This window comes from Buttiauxella izardii (assembly GCF_003601925.1).
GTDB lineage: Bacteria > Pseudomonadota > Gammaproteobacteria > Enterobacterales > Enterobacteriaceae > Buttiauxella > Buttiauxella izardii.
Window position 1 is genome coordinate 1 of sequence record NZ_QZWH01000008.1, and the last position, 15,751, is coordinate 15,751.

Annotated in this window: 15 protein-coding genes; 7 read left to right on the plus strand and 8 right to left on the minus strand. The window is 51.9% G+C overall.

All coding sequences use genetic code 11. The annotated features are described in order from the left end of the window. Positions 1-119: 119 nt before the first annotated feature. On the minus strand, positions 120-1,802 hold the full coding sequence (eptB, locus tag D6029_RS05655) for a kdo(2)-lipid A phosphoethanolamine 7''-transferase (RefSeq protein WP_120063829.1): 1,683 nt from the start codon (positions 1,800-1,802) through the stop codon (positions 120-122). A 276-nt stretch (positions 1,803-2,078) separates the two neighbouring features. Between eptB and D6029_RS05660 the strand changes: the two genes are divergently transcribed. Then, entirely contained in the window at positions 2,079-2,663 is a 585-nt protein-coding gene (locus tag D6029_RS05660) for an HD domain-containing protein (protein ID WP_120063830.1), read from the plus strand. Here the strand turns inward: D6029_RS05660 and D6029_RS05665 are convergent. Together D6029_RS05665 and D6029_RS05670 are read right to left on the minus strand one after the other, a co-directional pair. Continuing rightward, positions 2,654-3,862 (minus strand): L-lactate MFS transporter, encoded by a 1,209-nt coding sequence (locus D6029_RS05665; RefSeq protein ID WP_120063831.1) that lies wholly within the window; start codon positions 3,860-3,862, stop codon positions 2,654-2,656. The genes D6029_RS05660 and D6029_RS05665 overlap by 10 nt on opposite strands. A gap of 238 nt (positions 3,863-4,100) precedes the next feature. Beyond that, the gene (locus D6029_RS05670) at positions 4,101-4,814 is read right to left on the minus strand and encodes an autotransporter domain-containing protein (protein ID WP_120063832.1); all 714 of its coding nucleotides are present in this window, start codon (positions 4,812-4,814) and stop codon (positions 4,101-4,103) included. Positions 4,815-4,953: 139 nt separating this feature from the next. Here D6029_RS05670 and tag point away from each other — a divergent pair, with 139 nt between their 5' ends. Together tag and D6029_RS05680 are read left to right on the plus strand one after the other, a co-directional pair. After that, positions 4,954-5,517, plus strand: coding sequence for a DNA-3-methyladenine glycosylase I (tag, locus tag D6029_RS05675; protein WP_120063833.1), 564 nt, complete (start codon positions 4,954-4,956; stop codon positions 5,515-5,517). Beyond that, the gene (locus D6029_RS05680) at positions 5,514-5,954 is read left to right on the plus strand and encodes an N-acetyltransferase (protein WP_120063834.1); all 441 of its coding nucleotides are present in this window, start codon (positions 5,514-5,516) and stop codon (positions 5,952-5,954) included. The genes tag and D6029_RS05680 overlap by 4 nt, the downstream gene beginning before the upstream one ends. Here D6029_RS05680 and D6029_RS05685 read toward each other — a convergent pair. Continuing rightward, a complete protein-coding gene (locus D6029_RS05685) occupies positions 5,923-8,253 on the minus strand; it encodes a molybdopterin guanine dinucleotide-containing S/N-oxide reductase (RefSeq protein ID WP_120063835.1) in 2,331 nt (776 codons plus the stop codon). The two genes, D6029_RS05680 and D6029_RS05685, sit on opposite strands and share 32 nt — an antisense overlap. Positions 8,254-8,420: 167 nt before the next feature. Here D6029_RS05685 and D6029_RS05690 point away from each other — a divergent pair, with 167 nt between their 5' ends. The 4 genes from D6029_RS05690 to emrD all read left to right on the plus strand — a co-directional run bounded on the left by D6029_RS05690 (position 8,421) and on the right by emrD (position 11,504). Further along, complete coding sequence (locus D6029_RS05690; protein ID WP_120063836.1) at positions 8,421-9,083, plus strand: OmpA family lipoprotein; 663 nt, start codon at positions 8,421-8,423, stop codon at positions 9,081-9,083. A 162-nt stretch (positions 9,084-9,245) separates the two neighbouring features. Then, the gene (locus D6029_RS05695; RefSeq protein WP_120063837.1) at positions 9,246-9,548 is read left to right on the plus strand and encodes a hypothetical protein; all 303 of its coding nucleotides are present in this window, start codon (positions 9,246-9,248) and stop codon (positions 9,546-9,548) included. A 252-nt stretch (positions 9,549-9,800) separates the two neighbouring features. Continuing rightward, a complete protein-coding gene (locus tag D6029_RS22585; protein ID WP_208642665.1) occupies positions 9,801-10,070 on the plus strand; it encodes a hypothetical protein in 270 nt (89 codons plus the stop codon). 249 nt (positions 10,071-10,319) lie between these two features. Further along, positions 10,320-11,504, plus strand: a complete 1,185-nt coding sequence (gene emrD, locus D6029_RS05705) for a multidrug efflux MFS transporter EmrD (RefSeq protein ID WP_120063839.1) — start codon at positions 10,320-10,322, stop codon at positions 11,502-11,504. A 95-nt stretch (positions 11,505-11,599) separates the two neighbouring features. Here the strand turns inward: emrD and D6029_RS05710 are convergent, their stop codons facing one another. The 4 genes from D6029_RS05710 to D6029_RS05725 all read right to left on the minus strand — a co-directional run bounded on the left by D6029_RS05710 (position 11,600) and on the right by D6029_RS05725 (position 15,745). Then, positions 11,600-12,322: an amino acid ABC transporter ATP-binding protein gene (locus D6029_RS05710; protein ID WP_120063840.1), complete on the minus strand. Its 723-nt coding sequence runs from the start codon at positions 12,320-12,322 to the stop codon at positions 11,600-11,602. Then, entirely contained in the window at positions 12,309-13,073 is a 765-nt protein-coding gene (locus tag D6029_RS05715; RefSeq protein ID WP_120063841.1) for an amino acid ABC transporter permease, read from the minus strand. Before D6029_RS05715 ends, D6029_RS05710 begins: the two co-directional genes overlap by 14 nt. A 43-nt stretch (positions 13,074-13,116) precedes the next feature. Next, a complete protein-coding gene (locus tag D6029_RS05720; RefSeq protein ID WP_244212376.1) occupies positions 13,117-13,854 on the minus strand; it encodes a basic amino acid ABC transporter substrate-binding protein in 738 nt (245 codons plus the stop codon). Positions 13,855-14,089: 235 nt separating this feature from the next. Continuing rightward, positions 14,090-15,745 (minus strand): putative transporter, encoded by a 1,656-nt coding sequence (locus D6029_RS05725; RefSeq protein ID WP_120063842.1) that lies wholly within the window; start codon positions 15,743-15,745, stop codon positions 14,090-14,092. Positions 15,746-15,751: the final 6 nt, after the last annotated feature.

Here is a 15,751-nt window from a genome sequence, read left to right on the forward strand (position 1 = left end):
CAAGCTGCGCTACTCGCCGAATGCGGAGCGCATAGTACTGCGCACCGTTTTAACCGTCAATCCCTGTTAGCAAAAATCCCGTTCGTTTGTTTTAAAATCCAGCATTTGTAGCGGAATCGTTACTTTGCAGCCGTCTGCGGCACATGACACCAGTTGTTATTCTGGTTAATACCGCCGTCTGGCGAGGTATAGCCCAGGCAACCCATAATGGTGTCATACAGTTCCACATGGCGATGTGGCACCTTCATTTTTGCCTGTTCTTGCATGTGGGCAAACTCGCGCGCACGGTCTGGATTTTCGAGGTATTTATCAGACGCCCAAACTAACAACGGCACACGGAACTGCTCTGGCGGAGCCATTTTACGCGGCGTACCGTGCAGGTGTTTACGTTCGTCAATCGACTCGCCGTGATCAGAGGCATAGAAGATAATCGCCCGCTTATCACGAAGCTGGTCAATGACCTTGTCAAGCACGGTATCAACGTACAACACGGAGTTATCGAAAGCGTTAATCAACTGTTGTTTGCTGCACTCATTAGCAATGCTGACGCACTCTGGAGTCCATTTCGCAAAGCTGCGAGGATAACGCTGCACGTATGAGAAGTGCGAGCCTTTAGTGTGCAAGATAATCAAATGCTTGCCCTTCGGATGCTCATCAACAGAACGCTTCATCTCTTCCATCAGCAACATATCGTCGACCTGTTTGCCGTTGTTACGCGGCTCAGCGGCGATTTGCTCACGGTAGGAGAAATTGTCTGCCATGGTGTTGCCGTAGAACCAGACTTCACTTTGCATCGCAAAAAGATTAGAGGTAAAACCAAGCTGTTTCAGCACCGCAAAGACGTTTTGTTCTTTCAACGTACGCTGCGGATTCTCTTCCGCACCGCCTTCGCGCACAAACATGCAACGCAAAGAGAGCTTCGTCGCGGTATCGCAAGACTCACCACGGAATGCCACCAGGTTTTTCTCTTTGGCGAGTTTTGGCGTGGTATCACGGTCGTAACCCAAAATACCCATGTGATCCCAGCGCGTGGTTTCTCCAATCACAAACACCACGTAGGTATCATCCAACTCTTTTGGCGCAACATAAGTGAACTGTTTTACCGGGTTCATCAAAGAGCGGTTATCCGTGGACTCATCGGCCTGCGCCCAGGCATATAACCCCAGCGCTGAAACCCAATTAGAAGGCAGATAAGAATTCGCCACCACACCACCATAACTAGGCATATCAACAGTGGTATGTTTTTCTGAGCTTTTTTGTTGTTTACCCAATAACTTCAGCGGTGCCCAAACCATAACCCCAGCTAACAGCACGATGGCGACATTTCTAAAACGTTGGCCAGGCGTTTTTAGCTGGTGAATCAACGTATCGCGCGACGAGTTAGTCCAGATAAGTATCAGCGGAATAGCGCTAATAAGAATCAGCCATAATATAAACTGGTAACCGACTATTTCTTTAGAGAGGTCGATATCGGTGGTCATCACCGAGGCAATAATCCCGTAACCAATCACCACATTGAGCAATGTCATGTAGTAACTAGCGGCGACAGAAAACAGCACAACGAGCGAGGACAATATCCGCCAGGCCGTTCGCCCTAACAGAGACAATACGCGGAATAAAAAGAAAGTAACCAGGACGCAGGCTACCACTTCAGCAACCATATAAAGACCTTTCATTCCACTGAAATTCTGGATAAACCCTTCAAAACGGTGATAAAAAACTGAAAGGTTCAAAAACAGGCCGATGTATACCGCTAACAAAAGACAAAGCTTTTGCTGCGACATCGATTTAACGTAATTCATGCAGGTTGTCCGAAAAAATAGCAAAAAAAGAAAAAGTTATAAGCATCACTCAGACCCCCGTTATCTTGGAAAATTCTGAGCAAGGAAAAATAGAGTTTGAATCAGGACGATTCTTAGCCGATTTGGCGCGGATTAGTAGAGCATAGGGAAGGTCAAAAGTATCGACAAAAAGCGTGATCCGTGCCTTTGTTTACACAACTCCAGCTCGATTAGCTTAATTACGCCACCACGATGTTATGGACATACTATTAATGTTGTTAATGCTGAGGGAAAAACATGCAATCGTTGGAAGAACGCGCCCGTCGGTATGCCACAAAAGCTCATGCAGCTTGCGATCAGCGCCGCAAATATACCCTTGAGCCTTACATCGTCCATCCTGCCGCCGTGGTGGAATTAGTCAGGGGCGTTTGCCCCATTGAAGAAGTTCTCGCCGCCGCCTGGTTACACGATACCGTGGAAGACACCGGCACCACGATTATTGATATTGAAGAACGTTTTGGGCCAGATGTGGCCGCGCTGGTCGCAATGGTCACTAACCCCGAGCAACTCCCCGGCACCAACCGCATGCATCGCAAACGCGCCCATTTCCTGCATACCGCGAATGCCAGTTGCGAGGCACAAACCATCAAGCTTGCTGACATCATCGATAATACCCGTGAGATTTTGCGCTACGACCCGCATTTTGCGCGCGTGTATTTAATCGAAAAACGGATTCAGTTGGCGGGTTTACAACGAGGAAATGAAATTCTAAGAGGTCAGGCTGAGGGCATTATCGAGCAGGGTATTTCACAATTAATGATGCCGCCGTATAACGTCCCGGCGGCATGGTTTGCGGCATTAACAGCTCGCTATCAAGCGTGAGCGTGACGCTCCTGCAAAACTTCTCGTGCTGGCTGGCGAATGGTGGTGGAAATCGCCAGGGACAAAATCAGCAGTGCGAAGATGACACAGAAGGTGACATAAAAACCGCCGAAGATAGAGGCGATAATCGAACCACAGATGCTGCCGATACCGAAGCCTAAGTAAATCACACCGTAGTTTTTAGTCAGGTTATTCAGGCCGAAGAACTCGCTCACCAATGAAGGATAAACGGTGATGGTGCCGCCGAAGTTAAAGGCCACACAAGCAATCGCGGCAAAGAAAGTCGCTTCGTTAAGTGGGGCGAACAACAGCGCTGCCATGCCGACTAAAGAGATAACCTGGCCGATGGTAATAACACGGATACGGGCGATTTTATCGGACAGGATACCCAGCACCAGACGGCCGCTCAGGTTAGCAATGGCGATAACGGTGACCGCATTTGCCGCAGATTCAGCAGTCAAATGCACCATGCCTTGTGCGATATCTTTCGCCACGCCAATCACGTACAGGCCACTCATGCAGGCGGTCAGGAACATCACAGCCAGCATCCAGTACTGCGGTTTCCGCATGGATTCTGCCAGGGTGTAATCTTTTTCAGCCACGCCGTTTGCGGTTTTCACTTCCTGCAATGGCGCATCTTTCATCAGCATGGAACCGAACAGAATCATCACCATCGCCAGACCACCCCAAATCATGAAGGTGCTTTCCAGGCCGACGGTTGCCAGTAAATGGCTATCGATATATTTGAAGCCCAGGCTGCCGAGGCCGTATGAACCAATGGCGAAGGCAGAGATCAGGCCTTTACGTTCCGGGAACCATTTCACGCAGTTGGAGAGGGTTAACAAATAACCGGCACCATCTGCCAGACCCACCAGCACACCAGCACTCAGCCATAACATCATCAAGTTGTCAGAGTGCGCGGTCAGGAAGAAGCCGACACCCAGCAGCACGCCCGCCGCCATTGTCACTTTGCGAACACCAAAACGTTCCTGCAATTTGCCCGCAACAGAAGACGAAATCGCCAGACCGAGGCTTAATAAACCGAAGGAGAAAGCGACCTGGCTGATAGGCTCATCCAGTTTCTGGGAAAGCGCACTGTTGAACAGGCTCCAGGTATAAACGGAACCCAGAGCGAACTGAGTAATAATGGTGCCGATCAGAGTTAACCAGCGAGTACGGTTGTAGGATGCATTATTCATGGCAGATGTCCGCAAAATTTAAGAGAAATCTTCTGCTGCCAAGAGTAACGAAGTGCATTTTATTCCAGGAGAAAACGGCATGAGTTGCACCCAGGCCGGAATGAAATGCCTCTGAGAAGGTATGAATGACCTGGACGAGATTTAAAATTTCATTTCCGTTAGTGATTACTATCAACGCAAGGCGCGTAAATACTAGTTATTAAATGTTAAATATACAGATACAAGGTTAAATTAATGATCAGAAACGCGCACTTACGCCAACATTATAAATATAGGCCTCGCCGGTGGTTAAACCTTCGGCCTGCGACATAGAAGCAAACGCCGCCATATTCCTGCCAATCGGCATATCCGCACCGACCGTCACATCCATCCAGCTCGCATCCTGCCCGTTCGCGGTGTTAGATCGCATGCCAGACTGCGCTTTCCACTGGTTTTCACCGTATTGATGGTTGTAACTGACCTGGGCCCACGGGCGTAGATAACCCACGGACGAATCAACTCGCCAGCCGACGGTAGACACGCTGGCATGCCAGAGTTGATCGGTAAATTGCGCGGCAACCGCAGAGTCGCCATATTCGTTGTAAATACTCGTGGATGAGCCATCCCAACTGTATTTCGCCGTCGGCCCGGTGGTTATTTTTCCGGGCAAAGTGATATTCCAGCCGATACCCAAATGTGAGCTATCAGCGCTAACATTATCGTTACCAGAAACGAGCATCAGCCCCTCCTGGTTCTGGGAGGTAAACGAAGAATTTATCCTTTCTGCGAGAATATCGTTATAACTTGGTTGGTGATTACTGTCCCAGGTATAACGATCCTGCGCTTCGCCCGAAGCTTCTTCGGCGACATATTCTTGTTGCCAGGCAAATACATTCGTAGCATAGGGCAGGCAACACAAAGCCAGCACCGTGGTGAAAGTGACACGGCGACCACTGCGTATAATTTTGATCATCAAAGCGACTCCAGAAAAGAGCCAAATCCGGCGGTATTATTAGTGTTTTTATCGGGCTTGCGGATATCCCTGAATTAACTATTGTCTCTTTCTGTGGCGCGTCAAGTTGGCACGAGAAATTTCATCAAAGGAGAAACGTATGCTGCGTTGTGGATGGGTATCTAATGACCCGCTCTATATTGAGTATCACGATAAGGAATGGGGCGTGCCGGTGACTGACGGGCAACATCTTTTCGAGATGATTTGCCTTGAAGGGCAACAGGCCGGTTTATCATGGATAACCGTATTGAAAAAGCGCGAGAATTATCGTCGCTGCTTTAAAAATTTCGACCCGCAGGCCGTGGCGCTCATGCAACCGGAAGATGTCGATGAACTGGTGTTAGATGCCGGAATCATCCGCCATCGTGGCAAAATTGAAGCCATTATCAATAACGCTAAAGCGTATCTGGCGATGGAAGCCAACGGCGAGAAATTCCCCGAATTTGTCTGGTCGTTTGTCGATAACAAAACGCAAATCACACAAGCCGCAACGCTGGGCGAAATCCCGACCACCACACCCGCTTCCGACGCGCTCTCAAAAGCGCTGAAAAAACGCGGCTTTAAATTTGTCGGCTCGACAATTTGCTACTCGTTTATGCAGGCTTGCGGATTGGTTAACGACCATGTCACCCCCTGCTTCTGCCATCCTGATAATCTCAAATGATTCGCCGTTTGCAGCCAGATGAAATGGATGAACTGATTGAAATCTGGCTTGCCAGCACCATTCAGGCGCATCCCTTTATCAGCGAAACTTACTGGCACGAAAGTGAGTCCATCGTGCGCAATGTTTATATTCCGCAATCTGAAACCTGGGTTTATCTGAATCAAGGCAAAATGGTGGGGTTTATTAGCGTGCTGAATTCGCTGTTTATTGGCGCACTGTTTGTCTGCGAACCCTTTATTGGCAAGGGGATCGGCCAGGCGCTAATGAAACACGTCAAAGAGATTTATCCCTCTTTAAGCCTTGAGGTTTACCAGAAGAACCAGCGGGCGGTGCATTTCTATCATCATCAGGGCTTTCGCATTGAAGAAAGCGCCTGGCAAAACGAAACGCGCCACCCGACCTGGATTATGAGTTGGCAGGCGGAGAAAACGCTGTAACGTCCGGCACCGGGCCGAGATATTTTTCGGCCCAGACCAGCGATGAGTTCGCCGCGCAGCCGTTCGCCAGGCGCGAGGTTGGAATATCCAGCGTCAGCACATTGACCGCGCCGTTTTTACACAGCTTCCGGTCATCTAAATCCGGCCATGCGCCTTCATGAATACAGACCACGCCCGGCTTGATTCCGTCCGTCACCAGCGCGCCCACCAGCACTTGCCCGCGAGCATTCCAGACACGCACCAAATCACCATCGGCAATACCGCGAGCGGCGGCATCTTGCGGATGCAGCGTTAACGGCTCACGCCCGGCGATGGCGTATTTATCCCGCAAAGCTGCGTAATTAAGCTGGCTGTGCAAACGATGCGCGGGGTGCGATGAAAGTAACTGAAGCTGGCCCGGTTCGGCATTACCTTGCCATTCATCAGGCGCAAGCCAGGTCGGATGCGGCGGGCAATCGGCGTAACCAAAACTGGCGATGCGCTCAGAATAAATTTCGATTTTACCGCTTGGGGTTTTGAGTGGATTCGCTTGCGAATCGCGCGTGAAATCAGCGAAACGAATAAAACCGGCATTCTTCTCGCTTTCCGGCATTTCAATCAACTGGTTACTTTCCCAGAAGGTTTTAAAATCTGGTAATTCCACTTGCTGCGCTACGCCGCGCTTGCGCGCGATTTCATAGCATTCTTCCAGCCATTGCAGCTCGGTTCTGCCTTCGGTAAATCGCGCTTCGCCGCCCTCTTCCCACAATTCGCTAAGGGCCGCAAAAACATCGAAATCGTTACGCGCTTCACCCTGCGGCGAAACCACCTGCTTCATCGGCACCAGATGCTGATTGCTGTAGTCGCCGGTCATCGTCAGGTCATTGCGCTCAAACGATGTGGTGATCGGTAGCACGATATCGGCGTGTTTTGCCGCCGCTGTCCAGAAGCATTCGGAAATCACCACCAGCTCCGGTTTCTGCCAGGCTTTAATCAAGCGGTTGGTGTCCTGGTGATGAGTGAAATTACCGCCGCCCGCCCACCACAACATGCGGATATCGGGGAAGGTTTTTTCCAGGCCGTTATGCTGATACTCGCCGCCAGGGTTTTCCAGCGCTTCCACAATTCGCGCCACCGGGATTTTTTCCACGGCGTCTGTTCCGTTTGCCACGGTTCCTTGCAACGAGCCTAATACCGCCGCGCGGCGCGTTGGGTTGCCGCCGTTGGCAAAGTGATAAGAGAGGCCAAAGCCGCCGCCTGGTGTGCCAATCTGCCCAAGCATCGCCGCGAGCGTCACCAGCATCCAGTGTTTTTGCTCACCGTATTGCTGGCGCTGCATGCCCCAGCCGGACATCAGCATGGTGCGTTTTTCGCTAAATAAACGCGCCAGATATTCGATAGTTTCCGCAGGTACGCCGCAAATTTCTGCCGCCCAGACTGCCGTTTTCGGCTCGCCGTCTGATTCACCCGTCAGGTAAGCGGCGAATTTGTCGTAGCCGTGTGTGCAACGTGCGAGGAATGTGGCATCGTGCCAGCCGTTTTTCACCAACATGTGGGCGATGCCCAGCATTAACGCCACATCGGTGCCCATATTCGGGGCAATCCACTGGGCGTTTTCCCCCAGGAAATCCACCGTTTCCGATCGCATCGGATCGATAGCGATCACCGTTTTGCCGCTGTTTTTAAGCTGCTCGAAATACTTCACGCCTTGTTCGTCGCTGGCGTTCCAGGCAATCTTCAAGGTGTTCAGTGGATTAGCGCTCCACAGCACCACCACTTCGCTGTGCTCAAGCACCAACGGCCAGCTCGTTTGCTGCTGGTAAACCTCATTAGAGCCGACGACATACGGCATGATCACCTGCGCCGCACCAGTAGAGTAATCGCCGAGATGCCCGGTATAACCGCCCGCCAGGCTCATATAGCGCTGCAATAAAGTCGCCGCTTTATGCAACACGCCATTGGAACGCCAACCGTAAGAACCAGCAAAAATGGCGTCCGCACCATAAGCGGCGCGAATACGTTGATGCTGCTGGTGAATAAGTTGTAACGCCAGATCCCAGCTAACTCGCACATATTCATCGTCGCCACGCACGCCTTGTGGCGCATCTGGAGAGGCGAGAAAACCTTTACGCACCATAGGAAACTGCACTCGGGCTTTGCTGTGAACCTGATCGGGAACAGCGCTTTGCAATGAGTTTTCATGCCCGGTTTCCAGCGCGCCGGTTGATGCAAGCACGCGCTCGCCGTCGGTTTCAACGAGCATCGGCCCCCAGTGGGCGGCGGTCAGGATTTTTTTATTTGATGAAGATGCATTAGCCAATTCGGGCTCCCCTGGTGGCAGGTAGTAAGCAGGTGGCGGCCTGATGGCCACTCGATATTTAGTTTTACAAATTCAGACGACTCTATAGAAATTTCTACACATTCACACGGCATAATCAACCGCCGCCGATCATGCGGTTGAGTTATTAAATTCACAAAGGAAATGAGATGAAAAAACGCGTCTTGATGATTGCCGCTATTGTTTGCGGCACGCTAGCAGTTTCTGGTTGCACGACCAACCCATACACTGGCGAACGTGAAGCAGGGAAATCAGGAATTGGAGCAGGTATTGGCTCACTGGTAGGGGCTGGCGTTGGCGCACTTTCCTCATCCAAAAAAGATCGCGGCAAAGGCGCTCTGATTGGTGCCGCAGCAGGTGCCGCATTAGGGGGTGGCGTCGGTTACTACATGGATGTGCAGGAAGCGAAACTGCGCGACAAAATGCAGGGAACAGGCGTGAGTGTGACGCGTAATGGCGACAACATCGTGCTGAACATGCCAAATAACGTCACCTTCGACAGCAGCAGCGCAACGCTGAAACCGGCGGGTGCAAACACCCTGACCGGCGTGGCGATGGTACTGAAAGAGTATCCAAAAACTGCGGTTAACGTCGTAGGTTACACCGACAGCACCGGCAGCCAGGAGCTGAACATGAAGCTCTCCCAGCAACGTGCAGACGGCGTGGGTAGCGCGCTGATCACACAAGGCGTGGCGGCAAACCGTGTGCGCACGACAGGTGCAGGCCCGGCAAATCCAATCGCCAGCAACAGCACGGCTGAAGGCAAAGCACAGAACCGCCGCGTAGAAATTACGCTCAGCCCGCTGTCTTAATCGAAAACCCGCCTTACTTCACTCCGGCGCTTGCCGGGGTGAACCTCGCTCAACTCTCCGTGATACGCTACGCAATATCTCTTATCCAGATTACGCATCCCTACTCGGGTGAGTAATAATGATGAATCCACCGCGTTGTTTTATGCAGGTTCAGGAAGAAATATGGCTTACAAATTTGCTCTGATAGTGCTTATCCCGCTTGGCATGATGGGCTGCTCATCGACTGATACCTCAGGCTATGACGGGCATAAAAATATTAGCCCGGACGAGACTAACGAAGCATTAATCATGCGATCTCAATATCCGGATCAGTATTATGGCCGTGAAAATTTGACCACCGACCAGCGCAGAGAATTAAGCGAGAAAATGCGTGCGGACAGGCTGGAAGCACGTGGACGGCAGGATAACAGCACCGACAGCGGCGATGGGTTCGGGCAATCCGTTCCCCAGGGTTTTTACAACTAAGCCAGTTTCAAAACCTACAAAAACAAAAAACCCCGCTGGTGAGGCGAGGTCTTTTGTTTTTACTGCATAGTGCCTGTTTTTACGTAGCACGCCTGGCAATATCAACCCACAAAATATACGACGAAACACATGTTCGCGCAAATACTTGCTGATAATTTGAGCGTCATTTAACTCTTTATCCTGGGAAGCTGCTCGCATTTTTATCATTTTACTGTTTATTTATACAGTATAATAGATATACTCGATGTGTTGATGAGGATCTGCTCTGAGGCCGCAAACCGCCGCGCAATTCAAGTCCTGGCTGAAACGGGTGGTGCCGTCAGTGCCTTAACCTCGGAGGGGCACGTCTGGAAATATCAACAAATTCAGCTGGCTACAGGCAGCGGAAAGGCTCGTCGGCTGGCAGTGCTCCTGGCCACAGGAGAAAAGCGTATGGGCTTGATGGAACTGGCAATTTTGTTTCTGAAACTCATGGTTGCGCTGCTGCAACTGCTTGAAGTCGCCATGAAATACTTTAAGTAATTCACGGCCTTTAAGTCGCACCAAAGGGAGGCGGGAAACCGCCTCCCTTTTATAAATCTCTGCTGCCGTTTCGGCTGGCAACATAAATTGCCGTTCAGGCTTTACAGGCTGCCATTTTCGCGGTGTTTAAAATGCATGTCACCCAATGGCTTCCCTTTCGTTATGTGGTAGATTCCTCTCGATTTTTAGAGGCTGTCAGTTTTATAAACTGACAACAGGCACCATTCGCCACATAACAAACCTAAGAAAATGAAAAAACTCGCCAATATCCACCTGCTGATGATGTTGATTCTGCTGGTTGCCGTCGGGCAAATGACGCAAACCATTTATATTCCGTCGATTCCCGATATGGCCCACGACTTTGGCGTGCGCAGCGGTGCAATTCAGCAAGTGATGGCCGCGTATTTGCTGACTTATGGCATATCACAACTTATCTACGGGCCGATTTCCGACCGTATTGGTCGCCGTCCGGTGATTTTGGTGGGCATGAGCATTTTTATCCTCGCCACACTTTGGGCGCTGTTTACCACTAACTTAACCGCGCTGGTCATTGCCAGTGCATTGCAAGGAATGGGGACGGGCGTGGCAGGCGTGATGGCGCGAACCATGCCGCGCGACCTCTACGAAGGCGCATCGCTTCGCTCCGCCAATAGCTTGTTAAACATGGGGATTCTGGTCAGCCCGCTATTGGCTCCGGTGATTGGCGGAATGCTCGATTCGGTATGGGGCTGGCGGGCCTGTTACGGGTTCCTGCTGGTGCTGTGTGCGATTGTTGCATTTTGCATGTTGCGCTGGCTGCCGGAAACGCGCCCGGTGCAGGAAAAACCGCAACGGCTGCTTGCGAGCTATAAAGCGCTGCTCGGCAGCGGTTCGTTTAATTGCTATTTGCTGATGCTGGTTGGCGGTCTGGCGGGCGTGGCGGTGTTTGAAGCCTGTTCCGGCGTATTGATGGGCGGCGTGCTGGGGCTGAATGGTGTGGTGGTAAGTATTCTGTTTATTCTGCCTATTCCGGCGGCGTTTTTCGGTTCCTGGTACGCGGGGCGGCAAAACGCGCGTTTCTCGTCGCTGATGTGGCAAGCGGTTTTGAGCTGCCTGTTTGCGGGCATTTTAATGTGGATTCCAGGCTGGTTCGGCGTGATGAATATCTGGACGCTATTAGTGCCTGCCGCGCTGTTCTTCTTCGGCGCGGGCATGTTGTTCCCGCTGGCGACCAGCGGCGCAATGGAGCCGTTTCCATTCCTGGCAGGCACCGCCGGAGCGTTAGTGGGTGGGTTGCAGAATATCGGTTCCGGGGCGATGGCGTGGTTTTCTGCGTTGCTGCCACAAACCGGGCAGTTCAGCCTCGGCATGTTAATGACCGCAATGGGAGTGCTGATTTTGTTCTGCTGGCTGCCGCTGGCGCATCGTTTCCAGCAGCATGGGGAAGCGGTGTAGGTTTTTTACCCTCGCCCCGGCCCTCTCCCGTGGGGAGAGGGAGAATACCGATCAATTCCCCCTCCAGGGGGAGAGGGTTAGGGTGAGGGCGAAACTTAAAGCACCTTACTCAAAAACTCTTTAGTACGCGGGTTTGTCGGGTTGCTGAACAATTGCGACGGCGGCCCTTGCTCCTGAATCACGCCCTGGTCGATAAACACCACACGGTCGGCCACTTCACGGGCAAAGCCCATTTCGTGCGTCACGATAACCATCGTCATCCCTTCCAGAGCGAGCTGCTTCATCACCGCCAGCACTTCGCCGACCAGTTCAGGGTCGAGGGCAGAAGTCGGTTCATCAAACAGAATAATCGACGGCTCCATGGCCAGTGCGCGGGCAATCGCTACACGCTGCTGTTGCCCGCCGGAAAGGCTTGAAGGCCAGGCGTCGATTTTGTCGATCAGCCCCACTTTTTGCAGCAGCTTTTCGGCCCGCGAAACCGCTTCGGCCTTCGACAAACCTTTGAGCGTCATCGGTGCCATGGTCAGGTTTTCTAAAACCGTCATATGCGGGAACAAGTTAAAACGCTGGAACACCATGCCGACGCCAGAACGCAGCGTATTGAGGTTGGTTTTCGGGTCGTGAACCGCATAACCGTTCACCACCACTTCACCACCGTCGGGTTTTTCCAGCGCGTTCAGGCAACGCAAAAAGGTACTTTTCCCGGAACCGGATGGACCAATCACACACACCACTTCTTGCGGCGCGATATCACACGAAATGCCGCGCAGCACATGGGTTTTGCCAAACTGTTTCTGTAAATCGTTAACGTGAATCACTTTTGCCCAACCTCTTTTCCATGTGTTGCACCATTAGCGAAAGCAGGAACGTCAGCACCCAATAAACCAGAGAGATCGTCAGGTACGGTTCCCAATAAGTCGCATACGCGCCAGAAACCGTTCTTGCTGCATAGGCCAAATCAGCCAGGCCAATCGCCGAAGCCAGTGAAGAATCCTTCACAATGGCGATAGCGTTATTGCCCAGCGGCGGCAGGATGCGGCGGAAAGCCTGCGGCAAAATCACTTTGCGCATCGTTTTGCCCCAGCCCATTCCCAGCGCTCGCGAAGCTTCCATTTGGCCTTTGTCGATGGACTGAATCCCCGCGCGGAAAATTTCCGAAACGTATGCCCCGGCGTTCAGCGTAATCGCCACTACGCACGAGAGAAACGCGCCGTATTCCGAGCGCAACATGCGGGCAAAATCCACCGACATCAGCCCGCTGGTGACTAACATACCGTCGCGCGGGTTAATAAACAGCGGCACCAGCGCGAAGTGAACCACCATGATTTGCACAAACAGCGGCGTGCCACGAAATGCACTCACGTAAACACGCACCGGCCATTGCACCGCATAACGCAGCACATGTTTCCACGGGCCATCTTCAGCATGCGCCATACGACCCAGCCCGAGCAGCAAGCCCCAGGTGGTGCCTAAAATTACGCAGATGATGGTGCACTTGATGGTCATGATCGCGCCCTGCATAAATAACGGCGCGTATTCTGAGATTATCTCCCAGCGAAATCCGGTCATACCTGTCCTTGTTGGGGCCGAAACGGCCCCGAGTCATGCGAAATTATTCAGCGGGGAGGGTTGGAACGTTGCTATCAAACCACGTGGAATAGATTTTTGCGTAAGTCCCGTCGGCAACGATTTTCTTTAGGCCGGCGTTAATTTTACCCAGTAGTTCCTGGTTGTCTTTCGCCACGGCGATGCCGAAATACTGGCGTTCAAATTTATCGTCTTTGACCGCTTTCAGTGCTTTTTCAGGATGGGATTTGATGTAGTACTTCACCACGCCAACGTCGCCAACAGCGGCGTCGATACCGTCTTCAGCCAGTTCTTGCAGCATCAACGGCGTGTTATCAAAACGTTTGATGTCGGTGCTGTTTTTACCCAGCGTTTCGGAAACCACTGTATCGCCCGCGCTGGAATTCACCACGCCGACTTTCTTACCTTTCAGCGCGTTAACAGAATCCACTTTGGAATCATTTGGAACCACAATGGATTGTTCAGCCGGGAAGTAAGGCGCAGAAAAATCAACCATCGCTTTACGCTTATCGGTGATGGTAATACCGGAAATAATGATGTCGCGATCGCCAGAATTCAGGGTGGCGAAAATGCCTTCCCACGGCGTATTAACCAGTTTGATATCAAAACCTTCGGCTTTGGCGATGGCTTTGATGATGTCGATATCAAAACCTTCCAGTTGTTTCTGGCTGTTTTCAAACTCAAATGGGCGATAAGTGCCACCAGAGCCAACGACATAAGTCTGCTGCGCGGCATAAGCGGAAGTGAGAACGGTGGAAACCATGCATCCGGCTAAAAGAACTGTCCTGGCTAACATCCTTAACATGTGACGCTCCTGATGAATTATTTATGCATTTAATTTGCATAAAAATACAGAATTTAACGGAGCGCGGCAACTAGAAATCTTGGCTGAGAATCTATCTTTTGATTTAACACCTCAATTTGAGGCGATTGCCGCCGGGGAACCGCGGCAGTTGGAAGAAGCAGAGATGCCCGCTTTCGCAGGCATCTTTTTCGCCTCAAACCCAGAAAATAACCGCCAAAAGTTGCGGTGTGATGATGCGCAGGAACATCACCAGCGGGTAAACCGTGGCGTAAGAGAGTGCCGCCGCGCCGCTGGTCGCATGTAAGCCGTTGGCGAAAGCCAGCGCTGGCGGGTCAGTCATCGAACCTGCCAACATGCCGCACAGCGTCAGGTAATTCATTTTGGCGAGCAATCTGGCGACCAGCGCCGTGACCAGCAGCGGGATTCCGGTAATCAGAATGCCGTAACCAATCCAGCTGACACCGTCGCCATGCAGCAAAGTACCGATAAAATCCCCGCCCGATTTCAGGCCAACGACCGCCAAAAACAGCACAATCCCCAGCTCACGCAATGCAAGGTTGGCGCTCGGTGGCATAAACCAATACAGCGTGCCGATGCTGCCGATTCGCCCAAGAATGATCGCCATAATCAGCGGCCCGCCTGCCAACCCGAGGCGCAACGCAACCGGGAACCCCGGAATAAACAGTGGGATAGAACCCAGCAAAACGCCCAGCCCGATGCCAATAAAGACCGGCAGCATTTGCACCTGCTGGAGTTTTTGCTGCGCGTTGCCCACTTCTGCGGCTACCGCCTCGATAGATTCCGGGCGGCCCACCAGATTGAGGATATCGCCAAATTGCAGGCTGGCATTGTGGCTTGCCACCAGTTCGATGCCCGCACGATTCAGACGTGAGATAACCACGTCGTACTTTTGCTTAAAATGCAGGTCGCGGATTTTCTTGCCGAGCACTTTTTCATTGGTCACCACCACGCGTTCAACCCGCAGATCGGTGCCGCGCGTGGAAAGCGAGGTATCCACTTGCTGACCGATCACCAACAAAGCAGAGTGCAGATCTTTTTCCTGGCCGACGAGGTGCAGTAAATCCCCGGTTTGAATCACGGTGCCGGGAGCCGGAACCATCAGCAATTCACCGCGTTTGAGACGCGAGCAAATAATGGTATCGCTGTTAAGAACGGGCACTTCCTGAATGGGCAACCCGTGGAGGTTTGGGTTGGAGACGCAGATGTTCATGGTTTGAAGTTGTGCGTGACTTTGCCCGGTGCTGCAATCAAAACTCTGCGCTTCTTGATCGACGTTAATGCGAAAAGCCATGCGAATGAGCCACATGGTGAGCAAAATTCCGCAAATGCCAAACGGATAAGCCATCGCATAGCTCATCCCCATTTTATCCACCAGCTGCGCAGGCGTGCCGAGATCGGTCAGTATTTGCTGACCCGCGCCCAGCGCAGGCGTGTTCGTCACCGCACCCGAGAAAATCCCCAGCACCACCGGCAGTGGAACGTCGAAAATTTTATAGATGAGTGCCGTGACCAGCGCGCCAATCACCACAATCAGTAACGCAAAAAGATTGAGGCGCAGGCCGGAAACACGCAAAGAAGAGAAAAAACCCGGCCCAACTTGAATGCCGATAGTGTAAACGAAGAGGATCAGGCCGAATTCTTGAATGAAATGAAGCATATCGCCATTCAGGTTTATGCCCGCCTGATTGACGAAGTGGCCGACGATAATCCCGCCGAACAGCACGCCTCCGATGCCAAACCCAACGCCGCGAATTTTGATGTTACCAATCCACAGTCCAACAACCGCGACCAATGCCAACATACTGACGGTTAACGCTATTCCACTCATTGAAGA

Coding starts and splice junctions, on each gene's coding strand:
- eptB (WP_120063829.1), bottom strand. CDS start 1,802: ATGAATTACGTTAAATCGATGTCGCAGCAAAAGCTTTGTCTTTTGTTA.
- D6029_RS05660 (WP_120063830.1), top strand. CDS start 2,079: ATGCAATCGTTGGAAGAACGCGCCCGTCGGTATGCCACAAAAGCTCAT.
- D6029_RS05665 (WP_120063831.1), bottom strand. CDS start 3,862: ATGAATAATGCATCCTACAACCGTACTCGCTGGTTAACTCTGATCGGC.
- D6029_RS05670 (WP_120063832.1), bottom strand. CDS start 4,814: ATGATCAAAATTATACGCAGTGGTCGCCGTGTCACTTTCACCACGGTG.
- tag (WP_120063833.1), top strand. CDS start 4,954: ATGCTGCGTTGTGGATGGGTATCTAATGACCCGCTCTATATTGAGTAT.
- D6029_RS05680 (WP_120063834.1), top strand. CDS start 5,514: ATGATTCGCCGTTTGCAGCCAGATGAAATGGATGAACTGATTGAAATC.
- D6029_RS05690 (WP_120063836.1), top strand. CDS start 8,421: ATGAAAAAACGCGTCTTGATGATTGCCGCTATTGTTTGCGGCACGCTA.
- D6029_RS05695 (WP_120063837.1), top strand. CDS start 9,246: ATGGCTTACAAATTTGCTCTGATAGTGCTTATCCCGCTTGGCATGATG.
- D6029_RS22585 (WP_208642665.1), top strand. CDS start 9,801: ATGAGGATCTGCTCTGAGGCCGCAAACCGCCGCGCAATTCAAGTCCTG.
- emrD (WP_120063839.1), top strand. CDS start 10,320: ATGAAAAAACTCGCCAATATCCACCTGCTGATGATGTTGATTCTGCTG.
- D6029_RS05715 (WP_120063841.1), bottom strand. CDS start 13,073: ATGACCGGATTTCGCTGGGAGATAATCTCAGAATACGCGCCGTTATTT.
- D6029_RS05720 (WP_244212376.1), bottom strand. CDS start 13,854: ATGGTTTCCACCGTTCTCACTTCCGCTTATGCCGCGCAGCAGACTTAT.
- D6029_RS05725 (WP_120063842.1), bottom strand. CDS start 15,745: ATGAGTGGAATAGCGTTAACCGTCAGTATGTTGGCATTGGTCGCGGTT.